Source organism: Rhodococcus sp. NCIMB 12038, assembly GCF_002165735.1.
Lineage (GTDB): Bacteria > Actinomycetota > Actinomycetes > Mycobacteriales > Mycobacteriaceae > Rhodococcus_F.
This window is the reverse complement of sequence record NZ_NHML01000029.1, coordinates 66,898-92,918: the sequence shown is the minus strand read 5'-3', so window position 1 is coordinate 92,918 and position 26,021 is coordinate 66,898. Positions and strand designations below refer to the sequence as shown.

The 26,021-nt window shown below is 69.4% G+C and carries 21 protein-coding genes; 6 read left to right on the top strand and 15 right to left on the bottom strand.

What is annotated here, in order from left to right:
- The first annotated feature begins 3 nt into the window (after nt 1-3).
- Entirely contained in the window at nt 4-729 is a 726-nt protein-coding gene (locus CA951_RS33095) for an amino acid ABC transporter ATP-binding protein (RefSeq protein ID WP_087560898.1), read from the top strand.
- 68 nt (nt 730-797) lie between these two features.
- Here the strand turns inward: CA951_RS33095 and CA951_RS33090 are convergent, their stop codons facing one another.
- From CA951_RS33090 to CA951_RS33065, 6 genes are read right to left on the bottom strand one after another with little or no spacing between them, the layout of a single operon-like run.
- Nucleotides 798-4,190, bottom strand: a complete 3,393-nt coding sequence (locus CA951_RS33090; RefSeq protein WP_087560897.1) for an NAD-glutamate dehydrogenase domain-containing protein — start codon at nt 4,188-4,190, stop codon at nt 798-800.
- Between the two features lie 43 nt (nt 4,191-4,233).
- Nucleotides 4,234-5,097, bottom strand: a complete 864-nt coding sequence (locus CA951_RS33085) for a biotin-dependent carboxyltransferase family protein (protein WP_087560896.1) — start codon at nt 5,095-5,097, stop codon at nt 4,234-4,236.
- Nucleotides 5,094-5,735, bottom strand: a complete 642-nt coding sequence (locus tag CA951_RS33080) for an allophanate hydrolase subunit 1 (protein ID WP_087560895.1) — start codon at nt 5,733-5,735, stop codon at nt 5,094-5,096. The genes CA951_RS33085 and CA951_RS33080 overlap by 4 nt, the downstream gene beginning before the upstream one ends.
- Nucleotides 5,732-6,487, bottom strand: a complete 756-nt coding sequence (locus CA951_RS33075; RefSeq protein WP_087560894.1) for a LamB/YcsF family protein — start codon at nt 6,485-6,487, stop codon at nt 5,732-5,734. Before CA951_RS33075 ends, CA951_RS33080 begins: the two co-directional genes overlap by 4 nt.
- Nucleotides 6,477-7,265, bottom strand: a complete 789-nt coding sequence (locus CA951_RS33070; RefSeq protein ID WP_087560893.1) for a putative hydro-lyase — start codon at nt 7,263-7,265, stop codon at nt 6,477-6,479. Before CA951_RS33070 ends, CA951_RS33075 begins: the two co-directional genes overlap by 11 nt.
- A complete protein-coding gene (locus tag CA951_RS33065; protein WP_256974195.1) occupies nt 7,258-8,592 on the bottom strand; it encodes an MFS transporter in 1,335 nt (444 codons plus the stop codon). Before CA951_RS33065 ends, CA951_RS33070 begins: the two co-directional genes overlap by 8 nt.
- 103 nt (nt 8,593-8,695) lie before the next feature.
- Between CA951_RS33065 and CA951_RS33060 the strand changes: the two genes are divergently transcribed.
- Nucleotides 8,696-9,394, top strand: a complete 699-nt coding sequence (locus tag CA951_RS33060; RefSeq protein ID WP_087560892.1) for a GntR family transcriptional regulator — start codon at nt 8,696-8,698, stop codon at nt 9,392-9,394.
- 67 nt (nt 9,395-9,461) lie between these two features.
- Here the strand turns inward: CA951_RS33060 and CA951_RS33055 are convergent, their stop codons facing one another.
- Nucleotides 9,462-10,145: a FadR/GntR family transcriptional regulator gene (locus CA951_RS33055; RefSeq protein WP_087560891.1), complete on the bottom strand. Its 684-nt coding sequence runs from the start codon at nt 10,143-10,145 to the stop codon at nt 9,462-9,464.
- Between the two features lie 79 nt (nt 10,146-10,224).
- Between CA951_RS33055 and CA951_RS33050 the strand changes: the two genes are divergently transcribed.
- The 3 genes from CA951_RS33050 to CA951_RS33040 are packed head-to-tail and all read left to right on the top strand — an operon-like array spanning nt 10,225 to nt 13,066.
- The gene (locus CA951_RS33050) at nt 10,225-10,980 is read left to right on the top strand and encodes a (Fe-S)-binding protein (protein ID WP_087560890.1); all 756 of its coding nucleotides are present in this window, start codon (nt 10,225-10,227) and stop codon (nt 10,978-10,980) included.
- Nucleotides 10,977-12,458: a LutB/LldF family L-lactate oxidation iron-sulfur protein gene (locus CA951_RS33045; RefSeq protein ID WP_087560889.1), complete on the top strand. Its 1,482-nt coding sequence runs from the start codon at nt 10,977-10,979 to the stop codon at nt 12,456-12,458. The genes CA951_RS33050 and CA951_RS33045 overlap by 4 nt, the downstream gene beginning before the upstream one ends.
- Entirely contained in the window at nt 12,455-13,066 is a 612-nt protein-coding gene (locus CA951_RS33040; RefSeq protein WP_087560888.1) for a lactate utilization protein C, read from the top strand. The genes CA951_RS33045 and CA951_RS33040 overlap by 4 nt, the downstream gene beginning before the upstream one ends.
- Before the next feature lie 43 nt (nt 13,067-13,109).
- On the opposite strand, the gene CA951_RS33035 is transcribed toward CA951_RS33040, so the two are convergent.
- Nucleotides 13,110-13,919: an alpha/beta hydrolase gene (locus tag CA951_RS33035; RefSeq protein WP_087560913.1), complete on the bottom strand. Its 810-nt coding sequence runs from the start codon at nt 13,917-13,919 to the stop codon at nt 13,110-13,112.
- A complete protein-coding gene (locus tag CA951_RS33030) occupies nt 13,916-14,932 on the bottom strand; it encodes a PHP domain-containing protein (protein WP_087560887.1) in 1,017 nt (338 codons plus the stop codon). The genes CA951_RS33035 and CA951_RS33030 overlap by 4 nt, the downstream gene beginning before the upstream one ends.
- A gap of 156 nt (nt 14,933-15,088) precedes the next feature.
- Here CA951_RS33030 and CA951_RS33025 point away from each other — a divergent pair, with 156 nt between their 5' ends.
- Complete coding sequence (locus CA951_RS33025) at nt 15,089-17,158, top strand: PhoX family phosphatase (RefSeq protein WP_087560886.1); 2,070 nt, start codon at nt 15,089-15,091, stop codon at nt 17,156-17,158.
- 39 nt (nt 17,159-17,197) lie between these two features.
- Here CA951_RS33025 and CA951_RS33020 read toward each other — a convergent pair whose 3' ends face one another.
- The 6 genes from CA951_RS33020 to CA951_RS32995 all read right to left on the bottom strand — a co-directional run bounded on the left by CA951_RS33020 (nt 17,198) and on the right by CA951_RS32995 (nt 26,019).
- Nucleotides 17,198-18,001 (bottom strand): NmrA family NAD(P)-binding protein, encoded by an 804-nt coding sequence (locus tag CA951_RS33020; protein WP_087560885.1) that lies wholly within the window; start codon nt 17,999-18,001, stop codon nt 17,198-17,200.
- A gap of 4 nt (nt 18,002-18,005) precedes the next feature.
- Nucleotides 18,006-19,955 (bottom strand): hydantoinase B/oxoprolinase family protein, encoded by a 1,950-nt coding sequence (locus CA951_RS33015; protein WP_087560884.1) that lies wholly within the window; start codon nt 19,953-19,955, stop codon nt 18,006-18,008.
- A complete protein-coding gene (locus tag CA951_RS33010) occupies nt 19,952-22,054 on the bottom strand; it encodes a hydantoinase/oxoprolinase family protein (protein WP_087560883.1) in 2,103 nt (700 codons plus the stop codon). Before CA951_RS33010 ends, CA951_RS33015 begins: the two co-directional genes overlap by 4 nt.
- Before the next feature lie 169 nt (nt 22,055-22,223).
- A complete protein-coding gene (locus CA951_RS33005; RefSeq protein WP_087560882.1) occupies nt 22,224-22,880 on the bottom strand; it encodes a carbon monoxide dehydrogenase subunit G in 657 nt (218 codons plus the stop codon).
- Entirely contained in the window at nt 22,877-25,378 is a 2,502-nt protein-coding gene (cutA, locus tag CA951_RS33000) for an aerobic carbon-monoxide dehydrogenase large subunit (RefSeq protein WP_087560881.1), read from the bottom strand. Before cutA ends, CA951_RS33005 begins: the two co-directional genes overlap by 4 nt.
- Nucleotides 25,375-26,019: a (2Fe-2S)-binding protein gene (locus CA951_RS32995; protein WP_087560880.1), complete on the bottom strand. Its 645-nt coding sequence runs from the start codon at nt 26,017-26,019 to the stop codon at nt 25,375-25,377. Before CA951_RS32995 ends, cutA begins: the two co-directional genes overlap by 4 nt.
- Between the last annotated feature and the right edge of the window lie 2 nt (nt 26,020-26,021).

Sequence of the window (26,021 nt, the reverse complement as noted above, 5' to 3'; positions counted from 1 at the left end):
GCGATGGCCGTCTCTCTCACTGGAACCAACCTGCACCTCGCATTCGGCACCAACCAGGTGCTGCGCGGCGTCGACCTCCACGTCGACGCCGGCGACACCGTCACCGTCATCGGGCCGTCCGGCTCCGGCAAGTCCACTCTGCTGCGGGTCCTCAATCGGCTGCACGAACCCGACCAGGGCGACGTCCTCCTCGACGGCAAGTCCGTGCTGCAGGACAACCCCGACAAGCTGCGGCAGCGCATCGGCATGGTGTTCCAGCACTTCAACCTGTTCCCGCACAAGACCGTCGTCGACAACATCGCCCTCGGCCCCCGCAAGCTCAAGGGCATGTCGAAGGACGAGGCGCGGTCGCTGGCGCTCGAGCAACTCGAACTCGTCGGCCTCGCCAACAAGGCCGACTCACGGCCCGGCAACCTGTCCGGCGGGCAGCAGCAGCGCGTCGCGATCGCCCGCGCTCTCGCGATGAAACCCGAAGTGATGTTCTTCGACGAGGCCACGTCGGCGCTCGACCCCGAACTGGTGAAGGGCGTCCTCGCCCTGATGGCCGACCTCGCAAAGGGCGGCATGACGATGGTCGTCGTCACCCACGAGATGGGCTTCGCCCGCGAAGTGTCCGACACCGTGCTGTTCATGGACCACGGCGCCGTCGTCGAGACCGGCACACCGGACCAGTTGTTCGACAAGCCCGAAACCGAACGGCTGCAGCAGTTCCTGTCGCAGGTGCTGTAGGCCGCTCCGCGGCTCGTGCGCCTTTTTGGTAGCTGGAACAACCAGAAAGGCGCACGGGCGCGAAGCGCCTACCGCGTCATCGCCCGGATCCGCCTGGCCGCGACGGAGATCAGCGCCAGGGTCGGTGCGGTGGCGACCTCCGACTCGATCTCGGTGAGCAGTGCCCGCGCGCGGGCGAGCCGGGCGGCGTTGTGCTGCTCCCACTGGTCGACCTTGTCGGCCGCGTGGTCGCCGGGTTCGCTGACGGACAGCGCGTCGAGGGTGATGGCGCGCAGCGAACTGTAGAGGTCGTCGCGCAGGGCGAGGCGGGCGAGGGCGTGCCACCGATCCAGCCGTGGCAGGGCGGTGACGGCGGTCAGCGCGGTGTTGATGTGCAGGTGCGCCGACAGCGCGAAGTACAGTTCGGCGACGTCCTCCGCGCGGTGCTGGGAGATCTCCGCGATGTCCACGATGTCGAGGAGGCAGTACGTGTGCAGGAGGTCCGCGACGTCGGCGGCGATCCCGGCGTCCGCACCCCGCGACGTCAGGGCATCGGTTCGGCCCTCGACGGCGGTGATCTCGTCGCCCTGCAACCATTCCCGCACGCGGGGTCCGAGTTCGCGGACCACCGGCCGGTAGCGGGCGATGGTGGCCTCGAGCGGCAGCGGTTGCGGCCGGTGCGTGGTCAGCCACCGCGACGCCCGGTCGATGAGCCGCTGGGTCTGCACGGTCAGCGCGTTCGTCCCGGACGCCGGGGTCGTGTCGGCCGCCGCCCGGATCCGCGCGAAAGTCGCTCCGAGGTCGAAGATCTCGGTGACGGCGGTGAAGGCGTTCACCGCCTCCGCCGAGTCGGCGCCGGTCTCCTCCCGCAGCCGGAAGGCGAACGTCATCCCCGCACGGTCGACCATGTCGTTGACGACCGACGTGGTGACGATTTCCCGGCGCAGCGGGTGCACGGCGACCGTGTGCGCGTACTCGCGGCCGAGCCGCGGCGGGAAGTAGTCGTGGAGCCGCCCAGCGTAGACCTTGTTGTCGGGGAGCGTCGTGCCCGACACCTCGCTCTTGATGAACCGCTTGACCTGCGCGGTGAGCTGCGCCAGTTCCGGGCTGGTCAGGCCCTTCTGCTCGCGTTCGAGGGCGCCGAACTGCGCGGACGTGGGGAGCACGTCGATGGCGCGGTCCACGTGGCCGCGCCGTTCCAGGTCGTCGACCATGCGGGAGTGGAAGCTGACGAGCGTCGCCGCCTGCGCCCGGTTGAGGCTCATCATCTCGTTCTGGCTGCGGTTGTCGGCGAGGACGAGCCGGCTGACGTCTTCGGTCATGTCGGACAGCAGTTCTCGGCGGTCCTGCGCGGTGAGCGTGTTGTCGGCGGTGGCACCTGCGAGGGCGATCTTGATGTTGACCTCGTGGTCGGAGCAGTCGACACCGGCGGAGTTGTCGAGTGCGTCGGTGTTGACGCGACCGCCGTTGCGCGCGTACTCGATCCGGCCGAGCTGGGTGAGGCCGAGGTTGCCACCCTCGCCGACCACCCGGACCCGCAGCGCGGACGCGTCGAGCCGGACGGCGTCGTTCGACTTGTCGCCGACGTCCGCGTGACTCTCCGACGTGGCCTTCACATACGTGCCGACGCCGCCGTTCCACAGCAGGTCCGCGGGCGCACCGAGGACGGCGCGGACGAGTTCGACGGTGGTGAGCGCCCGATCCGTTTCGATCCCCAGCGCGCGCCGCGCCTGCTGTGTGAGCCGAACCGACTTCGCCGCACGGTCGACGATCATCGCGCCCTCGCTGAGGACCGCCCGGTCGTAGTCCTTCCAGCTGGACCTGCCGAGGCCGAAGAGCCGCGCCCGCTCGTCCCAGGACGTCTCCGGGTCGGGGTCAGGGTCGATGAAGACGTGCCGGTGGTCGAACGCCGCGACGAGGCGGATGTGCGGGCTGAGCAGCATCCCGTTGCCGAACACGTCGCCGCTCATGTCGCCGATGCCGACGACGGTGAAGTCGTCGGTGCGGGTGTCGACACCCATCTCACGGAAGTGCTGCACGACGCTCTCCCACGCGCCGCGGGCGGTGATGCCCATCGCCTTGTGGTCGTAGCCGACGGACCCGCCGGACGCGAATCCGTCGCCGAGCCAGTACCCGCGCGCGAGTGCGACGGCGTTGGCGACGTCCGAGAACGCCGCGGTGCCCTTGTCCGCGGCGACGACGAGGTAGGTGTCGTCGCCGTCGCGGCGGACGATGCCGTCCGGCGCGATGACGTGCCGGGTCGCGATGTCGAGGTTGTCCGTCATGTCGAGGAGGCTCGAGATGAATTCGCGGTAGCAGGAGATTCCGGCCGCCAGCATCGCCTCCCGGTCGGCGGCGGCGTCGCCGGTCGGCGCGGGCGGGTTCTTGACGACGAAGCCGCCCTTCGCCCCTGCGGGGACGATGACGGCGTTCTTGACCGCCTGCGCCTTCACGAGTCCGAGGATCTCGGTGCGGAAGTCGTCGCGCCGATCGGACCAACGGAGGCCGCCGCGGGCGACGTCGTCGAACCGCAGGTGCACACCCTCCATCTGCGGCGAGTACACGTAGGCCTCGTATTTCGGCCGGGGCAGCGGCAATTCGTCGATCGACGCGGAGTCGAACTTGAACGCGAGGGCACGCCCGGGCCGGGGGTCGCCGGCGTAGTAGGTCGTGCGGGTGGTGGCGCGGATCAGCGACAGCAGGGCCCGCAGGATCCGGTCGGCGTCGATTCCGGCGACGGCGTCGATCGCGGCCGAGATGCGGTCGTCGAGCGCGTCCTCCGCGGTGGCGTCCCGGTCGAGGGCCGGGTCGAGCCGGAGCGCGTGGAACTCGACGAGGAGTTGGGTGATGCCGGTGTTGCCCAGCAGGACTCGTTCGACGTTGCTGCGGCTGTACGGGAGCCCGGCCTGGCGCAGGTACGCGGCGTACGCCCGAAGAACCGTCACCTGACGCCAGCCGAGCCCGGCGTGCAGGACGAGCGCGTTGAACCCGTCGACCTCGGTCTCACCCGTCCACGCCGCGCGGAACGCGTCCGCGATCCGATTGTCCCGGGTCGCCCCGTGGCCGTCCGTGACAGCAGGCAGGTCGACGGTCAGGTTGTAGATCCAGGCGCGACTGCCGTCCGGCCGGGTCAGCGCGGCCGGACGCTCGTCGAGGGCGTTGACGCCCAGGCTGGACAGGATCGGCAGAACCTCGTTGAGCGGTGCGGGTTTCCCGACGGCGTAGATCTTGAGGTTCTCGTACGGCGCGGACGCCTCGGTGGTGGTGAACGTCAGCGCCACGCTGTCGACGTCGAGTCGTTCCACCTCGGCGACGTCGCGGATCGCCTGTGCCGGATCGGTTTCGGTGGCGTAGCTGATCGGCAGCGCGGACGCGTAGTGGCGTGCGACCGCGGTGCCCTGCCGGTGCGGTTCCGCGAGCAGCGTGGTGCGCCACGACTCGTGGGACCAGGGTGTGTCGAGTTCCGTGCCGATGCTGTTCATGGCGATGGGGTGATCTCCTGTAGTGGGATCGGCGCGAAGCCGATCACGCAGTGGTGAAGCGAATCAGTTGGCCTGGGCGGGCCTGGGCGATCCGGTCGATGTCCTCGTCGACGACGACGCCGATGACGGGGTAACCGCCGGAGATGGGATGGTCCGCGAGGAACACGACGGGCTGCCCGCTCGGCGGAACCTGGATGGACCCGAGTGCGACGCCCTCGGTGGGGAGTTCGGCCTCGGACGTCCGCTGCAGGGCGGGTGCGCCGGCGTGCCGGTTCAGGCGGGCGCCGATGCGGTCGGTGTCCGGGGAGACCGCCCACGCACCGGTGGTCAGCGCGTCCGGGTTGGTGAACCAGTCGTCGCGGGGGCCGCCGATGACGCGCACCGACAGCGGTCCCGGGTCCATCGAGGCGAGGGGTGCGACGTCGACGTTGGGGAAGTTCCTCGTCCACGTGCCGACGGGCAGAATGTCGTTGGGCTTCAACGCTTCCGGTCCGATCCCGGAGAGGGTGTCGGTGCTGCGGGAGCCGAGCACGTCCGGCACCGCGAGGCCACCGCGAACCCCCACGTAGCTGCGCAGCCCGACCTGCGCGTACTGCAACCGCAGCGTCTGCCCCGGCTCCATCACGATGACGCTCGCGTGACCCATCGGGATACCGTCGAGCAGCGCCGTGGTGGGGGCACCGGTGACGGCGACGGTCGTCACAGCCCGTGCCCGCAGGGCGAGACCGCCCATCAGCACCTCGATGCACGCGCCGTTCTCGTCGTTGCCGACCAGCCGATTCGCGAGCCTCGCGGACCCGCGGTCGGCGGCGCCGGACATGCCGACACCCGAACTCAGGTAGCCGGGGCGGCCGAGGTCCTGGATCAGGCTGAGCGGACCCGCTTCAAGTACTTCGAGTTCACTCACAGCGTTTCCTCGTCGACGAATCGGACGCGACGTCCCGGCTGCAGCAGCGCCGGGGGTTGCGCGTCGAGGTTCCACATCGGGGAGTCCGTGGTTCCGATGATCTGCCATCCGCCGGGTGAGGACCGCGGATACACCGCGCCGTAGCCGCCGGCGAGGGCCACGGACCCGGCGGGCACCACGGTGCGGGACTGCGCGCGCCGGGGCACGGTGAGCCGGTCGTCGCCGCAACTCAGGTAGGCGAAACCCGGTGCGAATCCGATGAATACACAGCGCCAGGTGGCCGCGGTGTGGGCGGCGATCACGTCCTCGCGGCTCATCCGCAGAAGGTCGGCGACGTCGGCGAGATCGGCGCCGTCGTAGCGGACCGGGATGGTGACCGGTTCCGATTCGGGGACGCCGGTGTGGTCGTGCGCCTCGAGGTCGACGGTCAACGTCCGCAGGGCGCGGCGCACCTCGTCGAGGTCGGTCCGCGGTGTGGCGGTGACGAGCACCGTGCGCGCCGCGGGCAGCACGTCCTCCATGCCGGGAACCGGTGTCCGGCGCAGGCGTTCGGTCAGCGACACGACCAGGGGTTCCGAGTCGAGTTCGACGAGCAGGGCCCGATCGCCGGCCGGGAGGATCCGGGTGGGGGTGGTCATGTGAAGGATCCGAGCGTGACGTCGGCGCTCTCCAGGGCGTGACGGACCCGGCGCGCGGTGTGCACGGATCCGGGCGTGTCGCCGTGCACGCAGATGCTGCGCACCGCCACCGCGACGTCGCCCCCGTCGATCGACTCCACCGTTCCGGTCGACACCATCCGCACGGCCTGGGCGGCGGCGACGTCGGGATCGTCGATGACGGCGCCGGGCACCGAGCGCGGGGTCAGCGTGCCCGCGGCGGTGTAGCGGCGGTCGGCGAACCCTTCGGCGACGAACTCGATGCCGTGCGCCTCCGCGGCCCGCTGCAACTGCGATCCGGGTGGTCCCATCAGCGTGAGCGGCTCGGCGAACTCGTCGATGGCCGACGCGATCGCATCGGCCCGCTCGAAGTCGAGTGCCGCGGAATTGTAGAGCGCACCATGCGGTTTGACGTACGTCACCGAGGATCCGGCGGCGCGGGCGAACCCGGCGAGCGCACCGATCTGGTACAGCGTCTCGTCGCGCAGATCCGCGGGCGACACCGCCAGTTCCCGCCGGCCGAATCCGGCCAGATCCCGGAACCCCACATGCGCCCCGATCGCGACGCCTCGCCCGGCCGCGCTCTCGCAGGCCTTGCGGATGATCATCGGATCGCCCGCGTGAAACCCGCACGCGATGTTCGCGCTGGTGACGACGTCGAGGAGGGCCTCGTCGTCGGCCAGCGTCCACTGCCCGAAGCCCTCGCCGAGGTCGCAGTTCAGGTCAACGCGCATCGGGGACCTCCAGGACGTACTCGCTGTCCGGGGTGTCGGTGATCAGCATGTACCCGGGTGCGTGGGTGATCGCGAACGGCAACCGGGACGCCATCACCGCCGCCTGCGGGGTGACCCCACAGGCCCAGAACATCGGGACGTCGCCGGGCTCGAAGTTCACCGGATCGCCGAAGTCCGGGGCCGCGAGATCGGCGATTCCGAGTTCCGCGGGATCACCGACGTGCACGGGCCCGCCGTGGACGGCGGGCATCCGCGCCGAGATCGCCGCCGCGAGCGCCACCTGGTGTTCGGGGACGGGTCGCATCGACACGACCATCGGTCCGCTGACCCGCCCGGCGGGCCTGCACTCGCGGTCGGTGACGTACATCGGGACGTTGCTGCCCTGCTCGACGTGCCGGAGCGGCACCCCGGCCGCGGCCACCGGGTGCTCGAACGTGAAGCTGCACCCGATGTGGAACGCGACGAGGTCGTCGCGCCACAGCGAGGACACGTCCGTGGTCTCGTCCGCGAGTTCGCCGTCCTTCCACACCCGGTACAGAGGCAGGTCCGTGGTGATGTCGGCGCCGGGGGCGAGCATCGTCGTCCGGGAGCCGGGGTCGCCGACGTCGAGGACGGGGCACGGCTTCGGGTTGCGCTGGGTGAACAGCAGCACGTCGTACGCCCAGTCCTGCGGGACGGCGATGAGATTCGTCTGCGCGAATCCGGGCGCCAGACCGGCGGTCGGAGTGACGCGTCCCGAGCGGAACGCGGAGCGGAGGTCGGTCGGCGAGTCAGGCAAGTTCGCTCCCGCGGGTCTCGGGGAGGAAGAACAGGGCGAACACGGCGATGGCGTAGCCGAGCGCGCCGAAGATCATCGCGCCGCCGATACCCAGCTGGGTGGCGGCCAGGAAACCGACGACGGCGGGGAACACGGCGCCGACCGCGCGGCCGAAGTTGTACGTGAAGCCCTGGCCGGTGCCGCGGGACTGCGTCGGGTACAGCTCGGACAGGAATGATCCGAATCCGCTGAAGATCGCCGACGTGCAGAAGCCGAGCGGGAAGCCCAGGATCAGGATCAGCGTATTCGCGCCCTCGGGCACCTGGGTGTAGCCGACCATGAAGATCGCCGACAGGAACGCGAACAACTGCATGGTCCGCTTGCGGCCCAGCTTGTCGGTGAGGATGCCGCCGCTGACGTAGCCGAGGAACGCGCCGGAGATGAGGATCGCCAGGTAGCCGCCGGTGCCGACGACGTCGAGTCCGCGGGAGGTCTTGAGGAACGTCGGCAGCCAGGACGCCAGCGTGTAGTAGCCGCCCTGCACACCGGTGGCGAGCAGCGACGCGAACACCGTGGTGCGGAGCAGTCCGCCGCGGAAGATGGCGGCGAACGAGCCCGTCTGCTTGCCCGCGGACTCGCGGCGCTCCGTGACGACCTCGGGGTCCTTCAGATTCCGGCGAACCCAGATTATGAGGAAGGCGGGCAGCACACCGGTGAAGAACAGCACGCGCCACGCGACGTCGGGATTGAACAGCTGGAAGACGACGGTGTAGACGATCACGGCCAGCGCCCAGCCGACGGCCCACGCGCTCTGCACGAAGGCGACGGCTCGGCCGCGGTACTCGGCGCGGGCGTATTCGGCGACGAGGATCGCGCCTGCCGCCCACTCACCGCCGAAGCCGAGGCCCTGGAAGGCGCGGAAGATCAGCAGCGTCTCGAAGTTCTGCGCGAAGCCGCACAGCACCGTGAAGATCGTGTACGTCGCGACGGTGACCTGCAGGGTGCGGACCCGGCCGATCTTGTCGACGAGGATGCCGGCGAGGGCGCCGCCGAGCGCGGACACCACCAGCGTGACCGTGGTCAGCAGGCCTGCCTGACCGGTGGTGAGGCCGAAGTAGGCGGCGATGGCCGCGAGGCCGAGCGGCAGGACCTGGAAGTCGTAGGAGTCGAGCCCGTATCCGCCGAACGCGCCGACGAACGCTCTTTTTCCCTTCGGCCCGAGGGTGCGGAACCAGTCGAAGGGGCGCGCCTGCGCGACCTCGGTCTGTGTATCTGTGGTCATGGCACCTCGCCTGAAGAAGGGATGTAACTGCTCGAAGAATCCGATGTAACTCCCATCACGGTACAAATCGTTCAACGATCCTGCAATACCTCGGGGGGATTGTTATCCTGGAAGAAATTGCGGAACCGAGCTGACAACTATGATTGCGGTCGAGATCGAATCCTGAGGAGTGGACTTGACCAGCTCGAATGCCCTTCGCGGCGATGCGCATTCCCGCCTGGCCGCTCACCGCGGCCTGCTCGAACGCACCAGCAGGACCACCCGGGTCGCGGGCATTCTGCGGGACGCCATCATCGACGGAACGTTCCAACCAGGGGCGCGACTGTCCGAACCCGACATCTGCGCCGCCCTCGACGTCTCCCGCAACACCGTCCGCGAGGCCTTCCAGATCCTCATCGAAGACCGACTCGTCGCGCACGAACTCAACCGCGGCGTCTTCGTCCGCGTACCCACCGCCGAGGACATCACCGAGCTCTACATCTGCCGGCGCGTCGTCGAATGCGCCGGCGTCAACGGATTCGACCCCGAGACCGGCGACCTGTCCGGCGTCGCCGAGGCCCTGAACCTGGCCGACGAGCGGTTCGCCGTCGAGGACTGGACCGGCGTCGGCACCGCCGACATCTACTTCCACAGCGCCCTCGCGAGCCTCAACAACAGCAACCGCATCGACGAACTCATGCGCAGCGTCTGGAACGAGGCGCGGCTCGTCTTCCACGTCATGGACGACGCCCACCGCTTCCACGGGCCGTACCTCACCCGCAACCACGAGATCTACGACGCCCTCGTCGCGGGCAACACCGAAGCCGCAGGTCAGCTGCTCAAGACCTACCTCGAAGACGCCGAGGCGCAGATCCTCGAGGCGTACTGAGGCACTCCGTGCTCGTGCGCCTTTTTGGTAGTTGGCGCAACCAGAAAGGCGCACGGGCGCGAAGCGCCTAGCGGATCAGCCCGTAGAACCCCTCGATGTGCTCGCGCACCAGGCCGGCGGCCTCGGCGCCGCGTCCGCCGCGGAGGGCTGCGACGATGCCGCGGTGCTCGCAGCGGAGGTGGGTCGCGACCGCGGGCCAGTCGTCGAGCAGTGGAACCGCCTGGATGACGTAGCCGTGGATGGAGTCGCGGAGCGAGACCATCATCGCCTCGACGAGGACGTTGCCTGCGAGTCCGGCCATCGCGACGTGCAGGTCGGCGTCGAGGCGGTGGAACGCCTCCGGGGACAGGTCCTCGTCGTCCATCGCGTCGAGCAGCGCGTCGATGGCCGAGAAGTCGAGGTCACCGGACTGCCCGGCGGCCTCCTGCACCGCCCACGACTCGAGCAGCGTGCGCGTCTGGACGACGTCGCGGATCGGCAGGGTGCGCGTCGCCATGTGCAGTCGCAGGGCCGCGCCGATGGACGCGGCCGGGTCGGCGGCGACGATCGCGCCCGCGTCCGGTCCGGAGCCGACGGCGGTGCGGACGATGCCCATCGCCTCGAGCACGCGCATGGCCTCGCGGACGGACGAGCGTCCGACGCCCAGTTCCTCGGCGAGTGCGCGCTCGGCCGGCAGACGACCCCCGACGGTGAGTTTGCCGGCCGCCAGATCCTGCTCGATGCGGTGCAGGACGACCTCGTGTGTGCGCACGACCGAAGTTTACCTGGTGTGGTCTGACCACAGTGCGCTACTGTGGTCAGACCACAGCCCAGCCCGGTTGGAGTACCCGATGAGAATCGCCCTGTTCGCCACCTGCCTGGCGGATGCCCTGTTCCCCGAATCCGCCACCGCCACGGTCCGCCTCCTCGAGCGGCTCGGACACGAGGTCGTGTTCCCGCCGAAGCAGACGTGCTGCGGGCAGATGCACGTCAACACCGGCTACCAGGCCGAGGCGCTGCCGCTCGTCCGTCACCACGTGGAGGCGTTCGAGAGCGGACCGTCGTGGGACGTCGCGGTGGCCCCATCCGGTTCGTGCGTCGGATCCGTCCGGCACCAGCACGCGATGGTCGCCCGCCGGTACGGGGACGAATCGCTCGCGACCCGCGCCGAGGACGTCGCGTCCCGGACGTACGAGCTGTCGGAACTGCTCGTCGACGTCCTCGGTGTCACCGACGTCGGCGCCTACTATCCGCACCGGGTGACGTACCACCCGACGTGCCACTCGCTGCGGATGCTGCGCGTCGCCGACAAACCGCTGCAACTGCTGCGCGCGGTGCGGGGAATGACCCTGATCGAGCTGCCCGCGGCCGAATCCTGTTGCGGTTTCGGCGGAACGTTCGCGCTGAAGAACTCCGAGACGTCGACCGCGATGCTCGCCGACAAGATGGGCAACGTCCTGTCCACCGGCGCCGAGGTGTGCAGCGCGGGCGACTCGTCCTGCCTGATGCACATCGGCGGCGGGTTGTCCCGGCTGCGCAGCGGGGTCCGCACCGTCCACCTCGCCGAGATCCTGGCGAGCACCGAGAAGATCGGGAGCAACGCATGACCACGTTCCTCGGCTCACCCACCTTCCACGCCGGCACCGGAAACATCCGGGGCACAGAATCTTTCCCCGACGCCGCCCGGAAGGCGCTCACCGACACGCAATTGCGTGCCAATCTCGGCGCCGCGACCACCACCATCCGCAACAAACGGATCGCCGCGGTCGCCGAGGTCGACGACTGGGAGGAACTGCGCCGGGCCGGCAGCGCCCTGAAGGCGGACGTGATGGCCCGGCTCCCCGAACTGCTCGTGCAGTTCGAGGAGAACGTCACCGCCCGCGGCGGCACCGTCCACTGGGCGCGCGACGCGGAGGAGGCGAACCGGATCATCACCGGCCTCGTCCGGGCCACCGGCTCCGACGAGGTGGTGAAGGTCAAATCGATGGCCACGCAGGAGACCGGCCTCAACGAGCATCTCGAGGAGAACGGGATCGCGGCGATCGAAACCGACCTCGCCGAACTCATCGTCCAACTCGGCGAGGACAAACCGAGCCACATCCTCGTTCCCGCCATCCACCGCAACCGCGCCGAAATCCGCGAGATCTTCCTGAACGCGATGCCGGGCGTCGACAAGGACATCACCGACGACCCCCGGGCGCTGGCGATGGCCGCGCGGGCACACCTGCGGCGAAAGTTCCTGTCCGCCAAGGTCGCGATCAGCGGCGCGAACTTCGGGGTCGCGGAGACCGGGACCCTCGCGGTGGTGGAGTCGGAGGGCAACGGACGCATGTGCCTGACCCTCCCCGACACGCTCATCACCCTCATGGGCATCGAGAAACTGGTCCCCACGTTCACCGACCTCGAGGTGTTCATGCAACTGCTGCCGCGGTCGTCCACCGCCGAGCGGATGAACCCGTACACCTCCATGTGGACCGGGGTGCATCCCGGCGACGGCCCGCAGAACTTCCACGTCGTCCTCCTCGACAACGGTCGCACCAACGTCCTCGCGGACGAGACCGGGCGGTCCGCGCTGCACTGCATCCGCTGCAGCGCCTGCCTGAACGTGTGCCCCGTGTACGAGCGGGCGGGCGGGCACGCGTACGGGTCGGTCTACCCCGGGCCGATCGGCGCGATCCTCAGCCCGCAACTCACCGGGACCACCGGTCACGACGACCCGAACGCGTCACTGCCCTACGCCTCCACCCTGTGCGGCGCCTGCTTCGACGCCTGCCCGGTCCGCATCGACATCCCCAGCATTCTCGTGCACCTGCGCGCGGAACAGGTCGACTCCGAACGGCACGGACTGCCCGGCGGCCAGGACCTCGCGATGAAGGCCGCCGGCTTCGTGATGGGGTCGGAGAAACGGTTCGCCGCCGCCGAGTCGGCGGCCAAGGTCGGCCGGGTGCTGGGCGGCCGGTCGGGACGCATCACGTCGCTGCCGTACCCGGCGTCGAAATGGACCGCGAGCCGCGACCTGCCCGCCCCACCGAAGGAAACGTTCCGACAATGGTGGGCCCGCACACACGAGGACACGACACGATGACCGCACGCGCAGAGATACTGTCCCGGATCCGGTCGGCGCTCGCCGACGCGCCGGCCCCCGAACCCGTTCCCCGCGACTACTACCGCGAGCCCGCGTCCGGCCCCGGCGACGTCGAGTTGTTCGCCCACACCGTCGACGACTACCGCGCACAGGTCCACCGCGCCGACACGAGCACCGTCGCCGAGATCGTCACCGGACTCATCGCGGAAGGGAAGCGGGCCGTCGTCCCACCGGACCTGCCGCAGTCGTGGCGGCCGCGCGGTGACGTCGTCGTCGACGGCGCACCCGCCGAACTGTCGACGCTCGAACTCGACGCCGTCGACGTGGTCGTCACCGGCTGCACCCTCGGGATCGCCGCCACCGGGACCATCGTGCTCGACGGCGGCGCAGGTCAGGGACGCCGGGCGCTGACCCTGGTCCCGGATCACCACATCTGCATCGTGCGCACCGACCAGATCGTCGACACCGTGCCGCAGGCCTTCCAGACCCTCGACGCGACCGCACCGCTGACGTTCATCAGCGGTCCCAGCGCCACCAGTGACATCGAACTCAACCGCGTCGAAGGCGTGCACGGTCCCCGGACGCTGGACGTGGTGATCGTGCGCTGACGCACCCGTGAGCCTTTCTGGTAGCTGGAACAACCAAAAAGGCTCACGGGGCGCGGAGCGCCAGTTCGACGGCGACGCGGACGATCTCCGGGCCGCCGAACATGACGTCATCGTTGTGCCCCGCGCCGGCGAGCACGACGGTGTGGACGTCGCCGGCCGCTTCGGCGACGCGGGCGCTCTGGTCCGGCGGGACGATGGTGTCCGCCGTCCCGTAGACCACGGTGACGGGCACGTCGATGCGGGCGACGAACTCGGCGACGGGAAAACGGTCGCGCAGCAGCAGTCCGACCGGCAGGAACGGGTAGTGCGCCCGGCCGACGTCGGCGAGGTCGACGAAGGGGGATCGGAGCAGCAGGCCCGCGGGCGGATGCTCGGTGGCGAGTTCGGTGACGACGCCGGTGCCGAGGCTTTCCCCGAAGTAGAGCAGCCGCTCCGGCGGCACCCGACGCTCGTCGACGAGGTGCCGGCGAGCGGCCCGGACGTCGAGTGCCAGCCCCTCCTCGCTGGGGTGACCGGGGTTGCCGCCGTACCCGCGGTAGTCGAAGAGCAGCGTGGCAAAACCCGCGGCGGCGAGGTCCGAGGCGAGTAGCGCCCGGTCGGCCCGGTTGCCGGCGTTCCCGGCGGCCACGAGGACGGTCATGCGCGGCTCGCCGACCGCGGGCGGGACGTACCAGGCACCGAGTTCGAGGCCGTCCGACGTGGTCAGCCTGACGTCCTCCCCCCCGGCGATCAGCCGGCCTGCGGGTGGCACCGGGGTGGTGTCGGGGTAGTAGATCAGTTTTCGCTGCAGCACCCACGCGGCGCCGATCAGCAGGGCGGCCACCTCGGCCGCGATCAGCACGACCCGGATCATTGCCGAATCGGCGCGCCGGTCCACTCCAGCAACTCGGCCACGGGCAGGGTGTTGATCACATCCGACGGCTCGACTCCGCGTTCGGCGGCGCGCTCGCACGCGTAGCCCTGCCAGGCGAGGTGCCCGGTGGTGTGCGCGTCGGTGTCGATGGAGAACTTGCAGCCGCTGTTCAGTGCGAGGTCGATCAGCCGTCCCGGCGGGTCGCGACGCTCGGGGCGGGAGTTGATCTCCACCGCGGTGCCGTACTCCCGGCACGCGTCGAACACCCGTTCCGCGTCGAACTTCGATTCGGGCCGCGGTCCCCGGACCCCCTCGACGAGCCGGCCGGTGCAGTGCCCGAGCACGTCGACGTGCGGGGACTTGACCGCCTGCAGCATCCGCTTGGTCGTCGTCGCCCGGTCGGTGTCCAGGTGCGAGTGCACGCTCGCGACCACGATGTCCAGTTCGGCGAGCAGGTCGTCGTCCTGGTCGAGGGAGCCGTCGTCGAGGATGTCGACCTCGATGCCGGTGAGCACCCGGAACGGCGCCAGCTCGACGTTCAGTTCGGCGACCAGATTCAATTGGACGAGCAGTTGCTCCGACGACAGCCCGTTCGCGACCGTCAGCCGCGGCGAGTGGTCGGTGATCGCGCAGTAGTCGTGCCCCAGCGCGGCTGCGCGCCGCATCATTTCCCGGAGCTGGCACCGGCCGTCCGACCAATCCGAATGGGTGTGCAGGTCGCCGCGGAGAGCCTCGAGCAGTTCCTTTCCGCCCAGCCCGATCGGCTCCGCGGAACCACGCAGATACGTCAGGTACAGCGGCACCGCATCGGCGCACTCACGGATGATCGCGGCCGCCTCGGGACCGATGTCGGGCAGATATACCCAGCCGTTCGCCGCCAGGGCTTCCCGCTCCTCGACGGTCGAGAACTCGAGCACATCGGCCGCCCGTCGGAAGGCACCGATCCTGGGTCCCTCGTCGCGCGAACGCTCGAGCCAGAACGCAATTTCCCGCAGCGCATCGACGGCGTCCATCTATCCATCGTGCACGCCGTCCGGGCTGCTGGCTAGACGTAAATCACTCCAGACTTAGGGTCGCCTCGTTGTCCGCGCGTTCACACATACGTTCCCTTTCCCTCGCTTGCAACTTCTACGGTGCCGGAGTTGTCCGCATTCGAATCGGGAGCCACGGTGAGTTTGAAACCCCTCGCACTGTTCGTCAACCATGACGGCGCGTCCTCGCGCGCTTCCGTCACCTGCCAGTACAAATGCGGAAACGCGTGCTCCCACGACGTGCCCAACACCTCGCACGGCGAGTATTTTCGCGACATCGCCCGCACCGCCCTGTCAAGGCGCGGAATGCTGCGCGGGACGGGGATGGCCGTCCTCGCCGTCGGCGCAGGCAGCGCGCTGGTGGCCTGCTCCGACGACTCCGGCAGCGGAAGCGCCCCCGGCACGGCCGGTTCGGACGGTGTCACCCCGGCGGGAACGAACTTCGGCGCCGTCGCCCCCAACACCGAGGACGCCGTCGTCGTCCCCGAGGGGTACGAGCAGGCCGTCGTGATCCGCTGGGGCGATCCGGTGCTGCCCGGGGCTCCCGCATTCGACTTCGACAATCAGACCGCCCAGGCGCAGGCGCAGCAGTTCGGGTTCAACAACGACTTCGCCGGACTGCTGCCGGTCGAGGGGCAGCCGAACACCTTCCTGCTGGTGGTCAACCACGAGTACACCACCGAGCCGTTCATGTTCAAGGGTTACGACGCCGAGAACCCGTCACCGGAGCAGTTCCAGACGGCGCTCGCCGCCCACGGACTGTCTGTGGTGCAGGTGAAGGGTGAATCCGGCTCGGGTGCGCTCACTCCCGACTTCGGACCGTACAACCGGCGCATCACGGCGACGACGGAATTCGTCGTCACCGGTCCCGCCGCGGGCAGCGACTTCCTGAAGACGTCCGCGGACCCGACGGGCACGAAGGTGCTCGGCACGCTCAACAACTGTTCCGGTGGCGTCACCCCGTGGGGCACGGTGTTGTCGGGCGAGGAGAACTTCAACCAGTACTTCGCGAACGCCGAACTGGTCACCGACCCCGCCGTCGCCGCGCGGCTGAAGCGGTACGGCGTGGAAGGCGCTGCGTCCGAACGTAAGTGGGAGCGTTTCGACAAGCGTTTCGACCTCGCCCAGGAGCCGAACGAGGTCAACCGCTTCGGCTGGGTCGTCGAGGTCAACCCGTGGGACGCGACGTCCGCACCCGTCAAGCACACCGCGCTGGGCCGGTTCAAGCACGAGGCCGCCACCATCCACGTCACCGACGACGGCACCGTCGTGGCGTACAGCGGCGACGACGAACGCTTCGACTACATGTACAAGTTCGTCTCCAGCCGGAAGATGATGGACGGCAACAGCCAGGCCGCCGTCCGCAACAACATGACGCTGCTCGACGCGGGCACGCTGTACGTCGCGAAGTTCGCCGGCAACTCCGCCGACCAGATCGACGGGTCCGGGGCGCTGCCGGCGAGCGGCACGTTCGACGGCACCGGTGAGTGGATCCCGCTGCTGCGCACCGGTGAGGACGGCCGCGGCGAGTCGCTCGTCGACGGCATGAGCGCCGAGGAGGTGGCGGTGTTCACCCGGCAGGCCGGCGACAAGGTCGGTGCCACCAAGATGGACCGCCCCGAGGACTTCGAGCCCAGCCCGACCACCGGCAAGGTGTACGTGGCGCTGACCAACAACACCAAGCGCGGCGTCGACGGCGCGGCGGCGGCCGACGAGGCCAACCCGCGGAACAACAACAAGAACGGCCAGGTCCTCGAACTCACCGACGACCACGCCGGCACCGCGTTCACGTGGAATCTGCTGCTCGTGTGCGGCGACCCGACGGCGGCCGACACCTACTTCGGCGGGTTCGACAAGGAGAGCGTCAGCCCGATCTCCTGCCCCGACAACCTGGCGTTCGACCCGCACGGCAACCTGTGGATCTCCACCGACGGCAACGCGCTGAAGTCGAACGACGGCCTGTTCAGCGTCGTCCTCGACGGCGCGAACCGCGGGGAGACCAAGCAGTTCCTCTCCGTGCCCAAGGGCGCCGAGACGTGCGGTCCGATCGTCAGCGAGGAGCGGGTCACGGTGTGCGTGCAGCACCCGGGCGAACTGGACGACGCGAGCGCCGACAACCCGGCGTCGCACTGGCCCGACGGCGGCGACACCCAGCCGCGTCCCGCCGTCGTGGCGGTGTGGAAGTCGGGCGGCCGGATCGGCGTCTGACAGGTGAGCGGCAAAGTGTGCCCGTGCACGCTTTGCCGCTCACCTGGGTGGGCGGCCGAGCAGCGACTCGAACACCGCGTGGCCCGCGGTGAACCCGTGCCGGTCGTAGAACTCGAACATCGCCGACAACCGGCCGCGACCGTCCTCGGACAGCGACTGCCCGTGCCGCGACATCCACTCGTCGACGGACACCTGCTTCACCGACACCGGACCGCTCGCCCGGTCGCACAGGTCCCGCACGCTGAGGGCCTGCGGGCCGCCGAGTTCGTAGGTGGCGCCGTGGTGGACGTCCGCGCCTTCGACGAGGACGCGGGCGGCCACCTCCGCGACGTCGGTGAGGCGTACGAACGAGAACCGGGCGTCGGGACTGTACGGCACGTCGACCGCGGTGGCCGCGCCGTCGAGGACCGCGGCGAAGTTCTCCGCGTAGGCGCACGGCTGCAGAACGGTCCACCGGAGGCCGCCGAACGTCCGGAGTTCGTCCTCGCACCGCGCCTTGTCGACGTGGTGCGGCATCGCCGGGGTGTACGGCCACGCGACCGAGTGGTACACGAAGTGCTCGATACCCGCGTCTGCGGCGTCACCCATCGCGTTACGGAGCAACGCCGGCTCGTCCGGATGCACATTCGGGGCGATGAAGTACACGCCCCGGCACCCCGACAGCGCCTCGGCCAGACCCGCCCCGGTCTCGAGATCGACGGCGTGATCGCCGGGACGCCGGGCGGTGTGCACCACCCGGCGTACGTCGGCGAGTCCGTCGAGCGCCGTCACGACGGCGGCTCCGGTCTTCCCCGCGGCGCCGACGACGGCGATGCCGGCGCCGCGGGAGAGTGACTCGGTCATCGGGTCACCGGTCGATGAAGTCGAACTCGGCGAACTTCGCACCGCCGGAGAGGCGTTCGTAACCGGGACCGCGGTCGAAGAACGGCTCGTCCAGGCCGCGGCTGTCGCGCATCTGCTCACGCAGCGCCTCGGTGGCGTCGGCGTCCACGACCGGCTCCCCGTTCGACGACGTCAGCACCACACCGTAGTCGGCGCGGGCGCCGTCCGCGGACACCTTGCCCCACAGCACGTCCCGGACGACTTCCTCGATCGGACGGTCGAGGGGATCGCCCCAGCCGCCGCCACCGGTGGTGCGGATGCGCACCACCTCGCCGGCCTTGATCGGTTCGGCGTCGGTCAGCGCGTCGAACTCGCGCTCGTTCGGGCCGCCCGGGTCGAGGACCACGGAGAAGGGCCGCCCGGCCTTGCCGCCCTTCACTCCCCAGCAGGAGAGGATCGAGCGGTCGGCGATGGACATGAAGTTTGCGTCCTTGAGCATCCGGATGTGCTTCTCGTAGCCCAGGCCGCCGCGGTAGCGTCCGGCGCCGCCGGAGTCCTTCGCCAGGCCCAGCTTCTCGACGATGAACGGGAACCGGCTCTCGGTGAACTCGGTCGGCAAGTTCCGTGAGTCGGGAACGACGTGGATGGTGTCCTCACCGTCCGCGTAGTGCCGGCCGCCCGAACCGCCGCCGAGCACCTCCCGCATCAGGTACGAGTGCCCGTCGAAGTCCTCGCCGTACACCCCGGTGTAGCGGATGGTCTCCTGATCGGCGGGCATGTTGCCGTCGACGGCCTTCGCGACGACACCGGCGAGCACACCGAGCAGCCGCAGGATCACGAACGTGCGGGCGTTGGTGGGCGCCGGGAAGATCGGCGTGATCAGGGTGCCCTTCTCCGGGAACTTCATCTCGATCAACGGCACGACGCCCTCGTTGACGTCGAGTTCCGCCATCCGCTCGGGGCTGTCGGCGAGGTTGCGCAGAATCGGCGCGAGCCACTTGATGAGGAAGTTGCCGTCGGCGTAGTCACCGCAGTGGTTGATCGGGCCCTTCGCCTGCGGGCCGGTGCCGTTGAAGTCGAGGATGAGGCGTTCGCCGCCCTCGTCCTCCGGGCCGGTCTTGGTGAGCGTGATCCGCTGCCGGTGCAGCATGGGCTCGTCGACGCCGTCGTGTTCGGCGTAGTCCTCCCACGTGTACTCGCCCTTCGGGATCTTGCTGAGGATCTCCCGCCGGTACGTCTCGGTGGTCGCGTCCATCATCGCGTCGAAGCACGCCTCGACGGTGTCGCAGCCGTACCGCTCGAACAGTTCGGTGAGACGCCGGGCGCCCATCAGGCAGGCCGAGCATTCGGCGTCGAGGTCGGCGGCCAGCGCGTCGGGCATCCGCGAGTTGCGGGTCATGATGCGCAGCGCCGCCTCGTTGGGCACGCCCTGATCCCACAGCTTGATCGGCGGGACCATCAGGCCCTCCTCGTACACCGTGGTCGCGCCGGACGGCATCGATCCCGGGCAGCAGCCGCCGATGTCGTCGTGGTGGCCGAACGCCTGCACGAACGCGACGACGGACGGTTCCGTGTCGCCCGGCCGGGTCGCGAACACCGGGACGGTGACGCAGAGGTCGGGGAGGTGGCCGATGCCGCCTTCGGACAGGTAGACGTCGTTGTGGAAGTAGACGTCGCCGGGCTTCATGGTGTCGAGCGGGAAGTCCCGCGCCACCGGGTGCACCAGCGCCGAATACGAACGGCCCGTGAGCTTCCGGAGGTTGCGGTCGTGGATGCCGGCGCGGAAGTCGTGCGCGTCGCGGATCATCGGGGAGCGGGAGGTCCGCGAGATCGACGTCTCGACCTCCATCTCGACGCTGGCGAGATAGCCGGCGACGATCTCCACGAGCACCGGGTCGGGTGTCGTTCCGTCGACCGGTGTCAGCCGGTAGGGCTTGACCGCCTGCACTGCAACGGGTTCGGTGGTGACGGTCATCGGTTCGCTCCGTTCGAGTCGGCGATCTTGGTGATGCGGATGTTTCCGAAGGTGTCGATCCGCGCCCGGAAACCGGGGTGCACGGGGATGGTGGAGCTGAATTCCTCGATCACCGCGGGGCCCTCGAGCACGTCGCCGGCGCCGAGCTGGGCCCGGTCGTAGACCTGGGTGGTGACCCATTCGTCGAAGTACGCCGGGCGGGTGCCGGTCACGGCGGACTCCGCTCCCGTGCCCACCGCGATCTCGTTCAGCGTCGGGCGCTTGATCGGGCCGATACCGCTGACCCGCAGGTTCACCCACTCCACGTGCTGATGCGGGTCGCCGCGGAAGTCGTACCCGTACAGCTCCTTGTGCGCCTGGTGGAACCGTTCCGCAGCCTCGTCCATCAACTCCGGGGTGACGGGACCGTCGCCGACGGGCACGCGCACCTCGAACGCCTGGCCGAGGTAGCGGAGGTCGGCCGACCGCGCGTACTTGCGCTCCGACTCCCCGAAGCCCTCGTCGGCGAGGGCGATTTCCGCCTCGGCGGCCAGCGCGTCCAGCCCCGACTGCAGTTCGGCGATCTCCAGCCGGTCGTGCCGGCAGACGTGGGTCCGCACGTAGTCGTTGCGGACGTCGACGGTGAGCAGTCCGAACGCGGACACGTTGCCCGGGTTCAGCGGGACGAGGACGTCCTTGAGTCCGAGGATGTCGACGAGCCGGCAGGCGAGCAGCGACCCGGAGCCGCCGAACGCGACCAGGGTGAAGTCGCGGACGTCGAGGCCGCGCTTGACCGTGATCTGCCGCAGCGCGTTGGCCTGGTTCCACGCCGACACTTCGAGGATGCCGGTGGCGCAGGCCTCGAAGTCGAGTTTCAGCTGGTGCGCGAGCTGCTCGACGCCCTTGCGGGCCAGTTCGGTGTCGAGGGGGATCTCGCCGCCGAGCAGGTGGGGTGGGATGCGGCCGAGCAGCACGTGGGCGTCGGTGATGGTCGGCTCGCTGCCGCCCTTGCCGTAGCAGAGCGGGCCGGGGTCGGCGCCCGCCGACTGCGGTCCGACGCGCAGCGTGCCCTCGGGGGTCTGCCAGGCGATGGAGCCGCCGCCTGCGCCGACGGTGACGACGTCGATCATCGGGATCTTCGACGGGTACGCGCCCACCCGGCCCTCGGTGGTGAGCGCGGGCTCGCCGCGGACCACGACGGTGACGTCGGTCGACGTTCCGCCGCCGTCACACGTGAGGACCTGCTCGACGCCGGCGACACTCGCGATGAGCGCGGCACCGAGCGCGCCGGCCGCCGGGCCGGACAGCACCGTGGTGATGGGCTGGTGCACGACCTCCTTCGCGGAGAGCACGCCGCCGTTCGACTTCATCACGTAGAACGGGATGTCGCGGGCCTCGCCCTCGTCGGAGGAGAATTCGCGCAGCCGGTTCGCGATGTTGTTCACGTAGTTGCGGATGTTCGGTTTCACGGCCGCGTCGACGAGCGTGGTGATGGACCGCTCGTATTCGCGGTACTCGCGCAGCACCTGGCTGGAGATGCTCACCGTCGCCTCGGGGTATTCCTCGAGGAGAATGTCCCGGACGCGGCGCTCGTGGCTCGGGTTGGCGTAGGAGTGCATGAGGCACACGCCGATGGTGCGGATGCCGCGGTCGGCGAAGAAGCGGGCGGCCTGGCGGACGTCGTCCTCGACGAGGGGACGGATCTCGCTGCCGTCGAACGCGAGCCGGCCGCCGATGGTGCGGACGCGGTCGGCGGGGACGATGCGGTCGGGCTTGACCCAGAAGTAGGAGTTACCGTAGCCGTCGGGGACGGACTGCCGGGCGATCTCGAGGACGTGCTCGTACCCCTCGGTGGTGATGAACCCGAGGTTCTCGACCTTGCCTTCGAGGAGTTTGTTCGTGGCGACGGTGGTGCCGTGGCTGACGGCGCCGATCGCGTCGCCGGTCTCGCCGAGCTTGGCGAGCACCTTCTCGATTCCGGTGAGGAATCCCTGCGCCGGGTCGGCAGGCGTCGAGGGGGTCTTGGTGGTGACGACGGCTCCGGACTCCTCGTCCACAGCCACGACGTCGGTGAATGTTCCGCCGGTGTCGATACCGACCCGAATCTTCCTGGATTCCACGATTCCTCCTGGGCTCGTCTCTGTAAGGCAATTGCACCGTTTCCGCCGCCCGGTTTCTTTGTCACATATCGCCGAACTCGGCGGTCCTCGTTCGGCGCTGCCCACCCCGGACAGACGACGGCACCCCGAACCGGACGGTTCGGGGTGCCGTGTTGAAGGTGTGCGCGGGTTACTTCGAGCAGGTGCCCCGCACGAGGATGCCGCCGACGAGAACACCGGCGAGGGCGATGCCGGCGCCCAGCGCCGCCGACGCCAGAACGGTTGCCGTGGACGTCGCCTCGGGTGCCCGCAGCCGCGCCGCGGCCGCCGCGGGGACCGGGGCAGCGTGCGCGACGCCGCCGACCGCCGGGGCCTCACCCGCCGCCGCGGCGACCTCGGCCGGCGGGATGCCGTTGGCGATGACGCCGTCGATGCCTTTGAAGAACACCCCGGCCATCTTCTTCGCGACCCCGGTGATCATCCGCTGCCCGACGCCGCCGACCATGCCGCCGACCACGGCGTCCGCGTCGTAGCTGAGCAGGGTGCCGCCGTCGCGTTCCTCGAGCCGCACCGTCACGTCGGCCTTGACGGTGCCGGGTGCACCGGCACCGGACGCCGTCATCACGAACGACTGGGGCCGATTCTGCTGAGACAGAATCACTTCGCCGTCATAGGTGCCCTTGATGGACGCGACACCCGCGGTGATCGACAGCTTGTAATGGTTGTCGCTGACCTGCTCGAGCGACTGCACCCCGGGAATGGTGGCCGCGAGGACCTTTCCGTCCTGCAGGTTGTCGTACACGGCCTCCGGCGGTGCGGTCAGTAGGGCGGTGCCTGCGATTCTCATTCGTTCTCCTTGCTCTGTGACGACGCGTGCGCGAGGCGAAGCTCGAACAACTCCGAAGGGGATATCGGCATGGATGTGATCGGGATGCCTTCCGCGTCCTCGATCGCGGCGGCGATGACGGCGGACGTCGGAATCACGCCCGCCTCGCCCGCGCCCTTCATGCCGAGGGGATTGAGACCGGACGGGGTGACGGTGTGGTCCATCTCGAGCGAATCGGGCATCTCGGTGACGAACGGCATCAGGAAGTCCATGTACGACGCGTTCAGCATCTGGCCGTGCTCGTCGTAGACGATCTTCTCGTACAAGGCGCCGCCGACCCCCTGCGCGACCGCGCCCATGACCTGGCCCTCGACGATCCGTGGGTTGATGACGTTGCCGCAGTCGTGGACGACGGCGTACCGCCGGACGTGGATTTCCGCCGTCACCGGATCGGTTTCGACGATCGCCGCGTGCACGCCCGACGCGAACGTCGACGTCGGGGGCGAGTAGTAACCGGTGGCCTCGAGTCCGGGCTGTTCGCCCTCCCGGACCGGCGGAATCGTCATGTCCGTGTCGGCCTTCGCGAATCCGGTGGCCTGCCGCGACGCGTCGTCGAACGCGTAGCGCAGCGGATTCGACAGCACGGCGACCACACCCAGCGAGATGGACGTGCCCTCGGCGCCCGGCAGCGTGCCGATCTTGCACACGTGCCCACCGCGAAGTTCCAGTTCGGCGGGGTCGAGGTTCAGTGCATCCCCGGCGATCTTGCGGGCCTTCTCCGCGACCATCTGCGCGGCCACGTGGAACGCGGAACCGGACATCACGGCGCCGCGGGACGCGAACGTGCCGACGGCATAGCCGAATCGGCGGGTGTCGCCGGTGACGATCTCGACATCGGTGACCGGAACACCGAGGTCGTCCGCGACGATCTGCGCGAACGCCGTCTGGTGGCCCTGCCCCTGAGTGGTCAGACCCGTTGCGGCCTTCACCTTCCCGGACGTTTCGACGAGGACGTGGGCGCCCTCGTACGGGCCCGGCCCGGTTCCCTCCACGTAGGCGCCGATCCCGATGCCCACGGCCCGGCCCTCGGCCTTCGCCTGCTTCTTGTACTCGGCGAACCCGTCCCAGTCGATGAGCTTCTTGAGTTTGTCGATCCCGGCCTGGTAGTTGCCGGTGTCGTAGATCAGCGGGCGGCCGTCCTGGAACGTGAGGTGGAAGTCGTACGGCATCTCCTCGGGCCGGATGAAGTTGTGCTCGCGGACCTCGATGACGTCCTTGCCGAGATATTTCGCGATCGCGTCCATCGCCCGTCCCATCGCGAACACGGCCTGCGGGCGGCCGGCGCCGCGGTAGGGCGTCACGATGACGGTGTTCGTGTACAGCGAATACGCGTCCACCCGGAACGATTTCGGCTTGTACGGCCCAAGGACCTGCGTCGACGTGTTCAACATGACGATGATGCCGTACGGCAGGTAGGCGCCGTTGTCGTGCCAGAACGTGAAATCGAATGCGAGGAGGGTGCCGTCGTCGTCGAATCCGACCGTCACCTCCTGGATCTGGCCGCGTTCGTGCGCACTCGACACGAAGTGCTCGCGCCGGTCCTCGACCCATTTGACCTCGCTCGAGATGCCGGCCGTCCCGAGCCGCCGCGCGGCCCAGGTGACCATGACCTCCTCCGGCCACGGATGGACGATCTTCACCCCGAATCCGCCGCCGACGTCCGGGGCGATGCAATGGACCTTGTTGTGCGCCATGTTCAGTCGTGCCGCAATCGCCGCGCGCGCCGACGTCGACGTCTGCGTCGACGTCCAGAACGTGAGCGCCTGCTCGTCGGTGTCCCAGCGGGCGTAGACGCCCTTGCCCTCCATCGGCATCGACGCCGACCGCTCGATCTCGAGGTTCAGGGTGAGCCGGTGCGGCGCCTTCGCCAGTTCCGCGTCCACGTCGCCGAATCCGTGCTGCAGGTGCGCCGCGACATTGTCGGGGACGTCCGCGTGCACGGCGGCGGCCGCCTGCCGGGCCACGTCGATCCCGACGACCGGTTGGAGCATCTCGTACGTGACGTCGATCTTCGCGCACGCGTCCTCGGCGACGTACCGGTTGTCGGCGACGACCATCGCGATCGCCTCGCCGACGTGGTTGACCTCGTCCTTGGCGAGCGGATACCCGTTGCGCGGGGCGGTGATCGCCGGGTGCGGGATGAGGAGGGGCAGGTTCTCGGCCATCTCCGGGGAGTCGTCGACGAGGTCGTCGTACGTGTAGATCGCGTGCACGCCGGGCAGATCCAGGGCGGCGTCGACGTCGATCCCGGTGATCCGGGCGTGCGCGTGCGGTGATCGGACGAACGCGGCGATGAGCGCGTTGTGGCCCAGGTCGTCGAGGTAGCGGCCGTTGCCGGACAGCAACCGGGCGTCCTCGGTGCGGGGAATCGGTTTGCCGAACAGCTTCTCGGATTCGGCGGTGTCCCGGCCGGTGTCCTTCGTGCCCGCCGGCGCGGTGCGGGGTTTCGTGACGCTCATGCTCGCCCTGCCCTTCCCCCGACGGGGTTGGTGGTGCCGCGGACCTTCGGATCGAGTGACGCGCGTGCCGACTCGTCGTCCTTGCCGAGCGGGAATTCGCCCGAACGCTCGCGCTTGATCTCCGCGGCGCGCAGCACGGCCGCGCGAATGTTCTGGTAGCCGGTGCACCGGCACAGGTTGCCCGCGATCGCGTCCGTGGCCTCCTCGCGGGTCGGCGAATCGTTCTCCTCGAGGAACGCCGCGATGGTCGTGACGAACCCGGGAGTGCAGAAACCGCACTGCAGGCCGTGACAGTCGATGAACGCCTGCTGCACCGGATGCAGCGTGCCGTCGGGTTCGACGAGACCCTCGACCGTGGTGATCTCCCGGCCCTCCAGGCTCGCCGCGAGCACCAGGCACGACCGCACCGGTTTGCCGTCGAGCAGCACGGTGCACGCGCCGCACACCCCGTGCTCGCAGCCCACGTGCGTTCCCGTCTGCCGCAGATGGTGGCGGATCGCGTCGGACGCCAGCGTGCGCGACGGCAGCACCACCGTCTGCGTCACCGCGTTGAGCGTGAACGTCACCGCGACGTGCTGTTCGCCGGTGTCTTCCTGCAGCTCGGCGAGTTGCTCGTCGATGCTGCGGGTTGCCTTTGTCATGG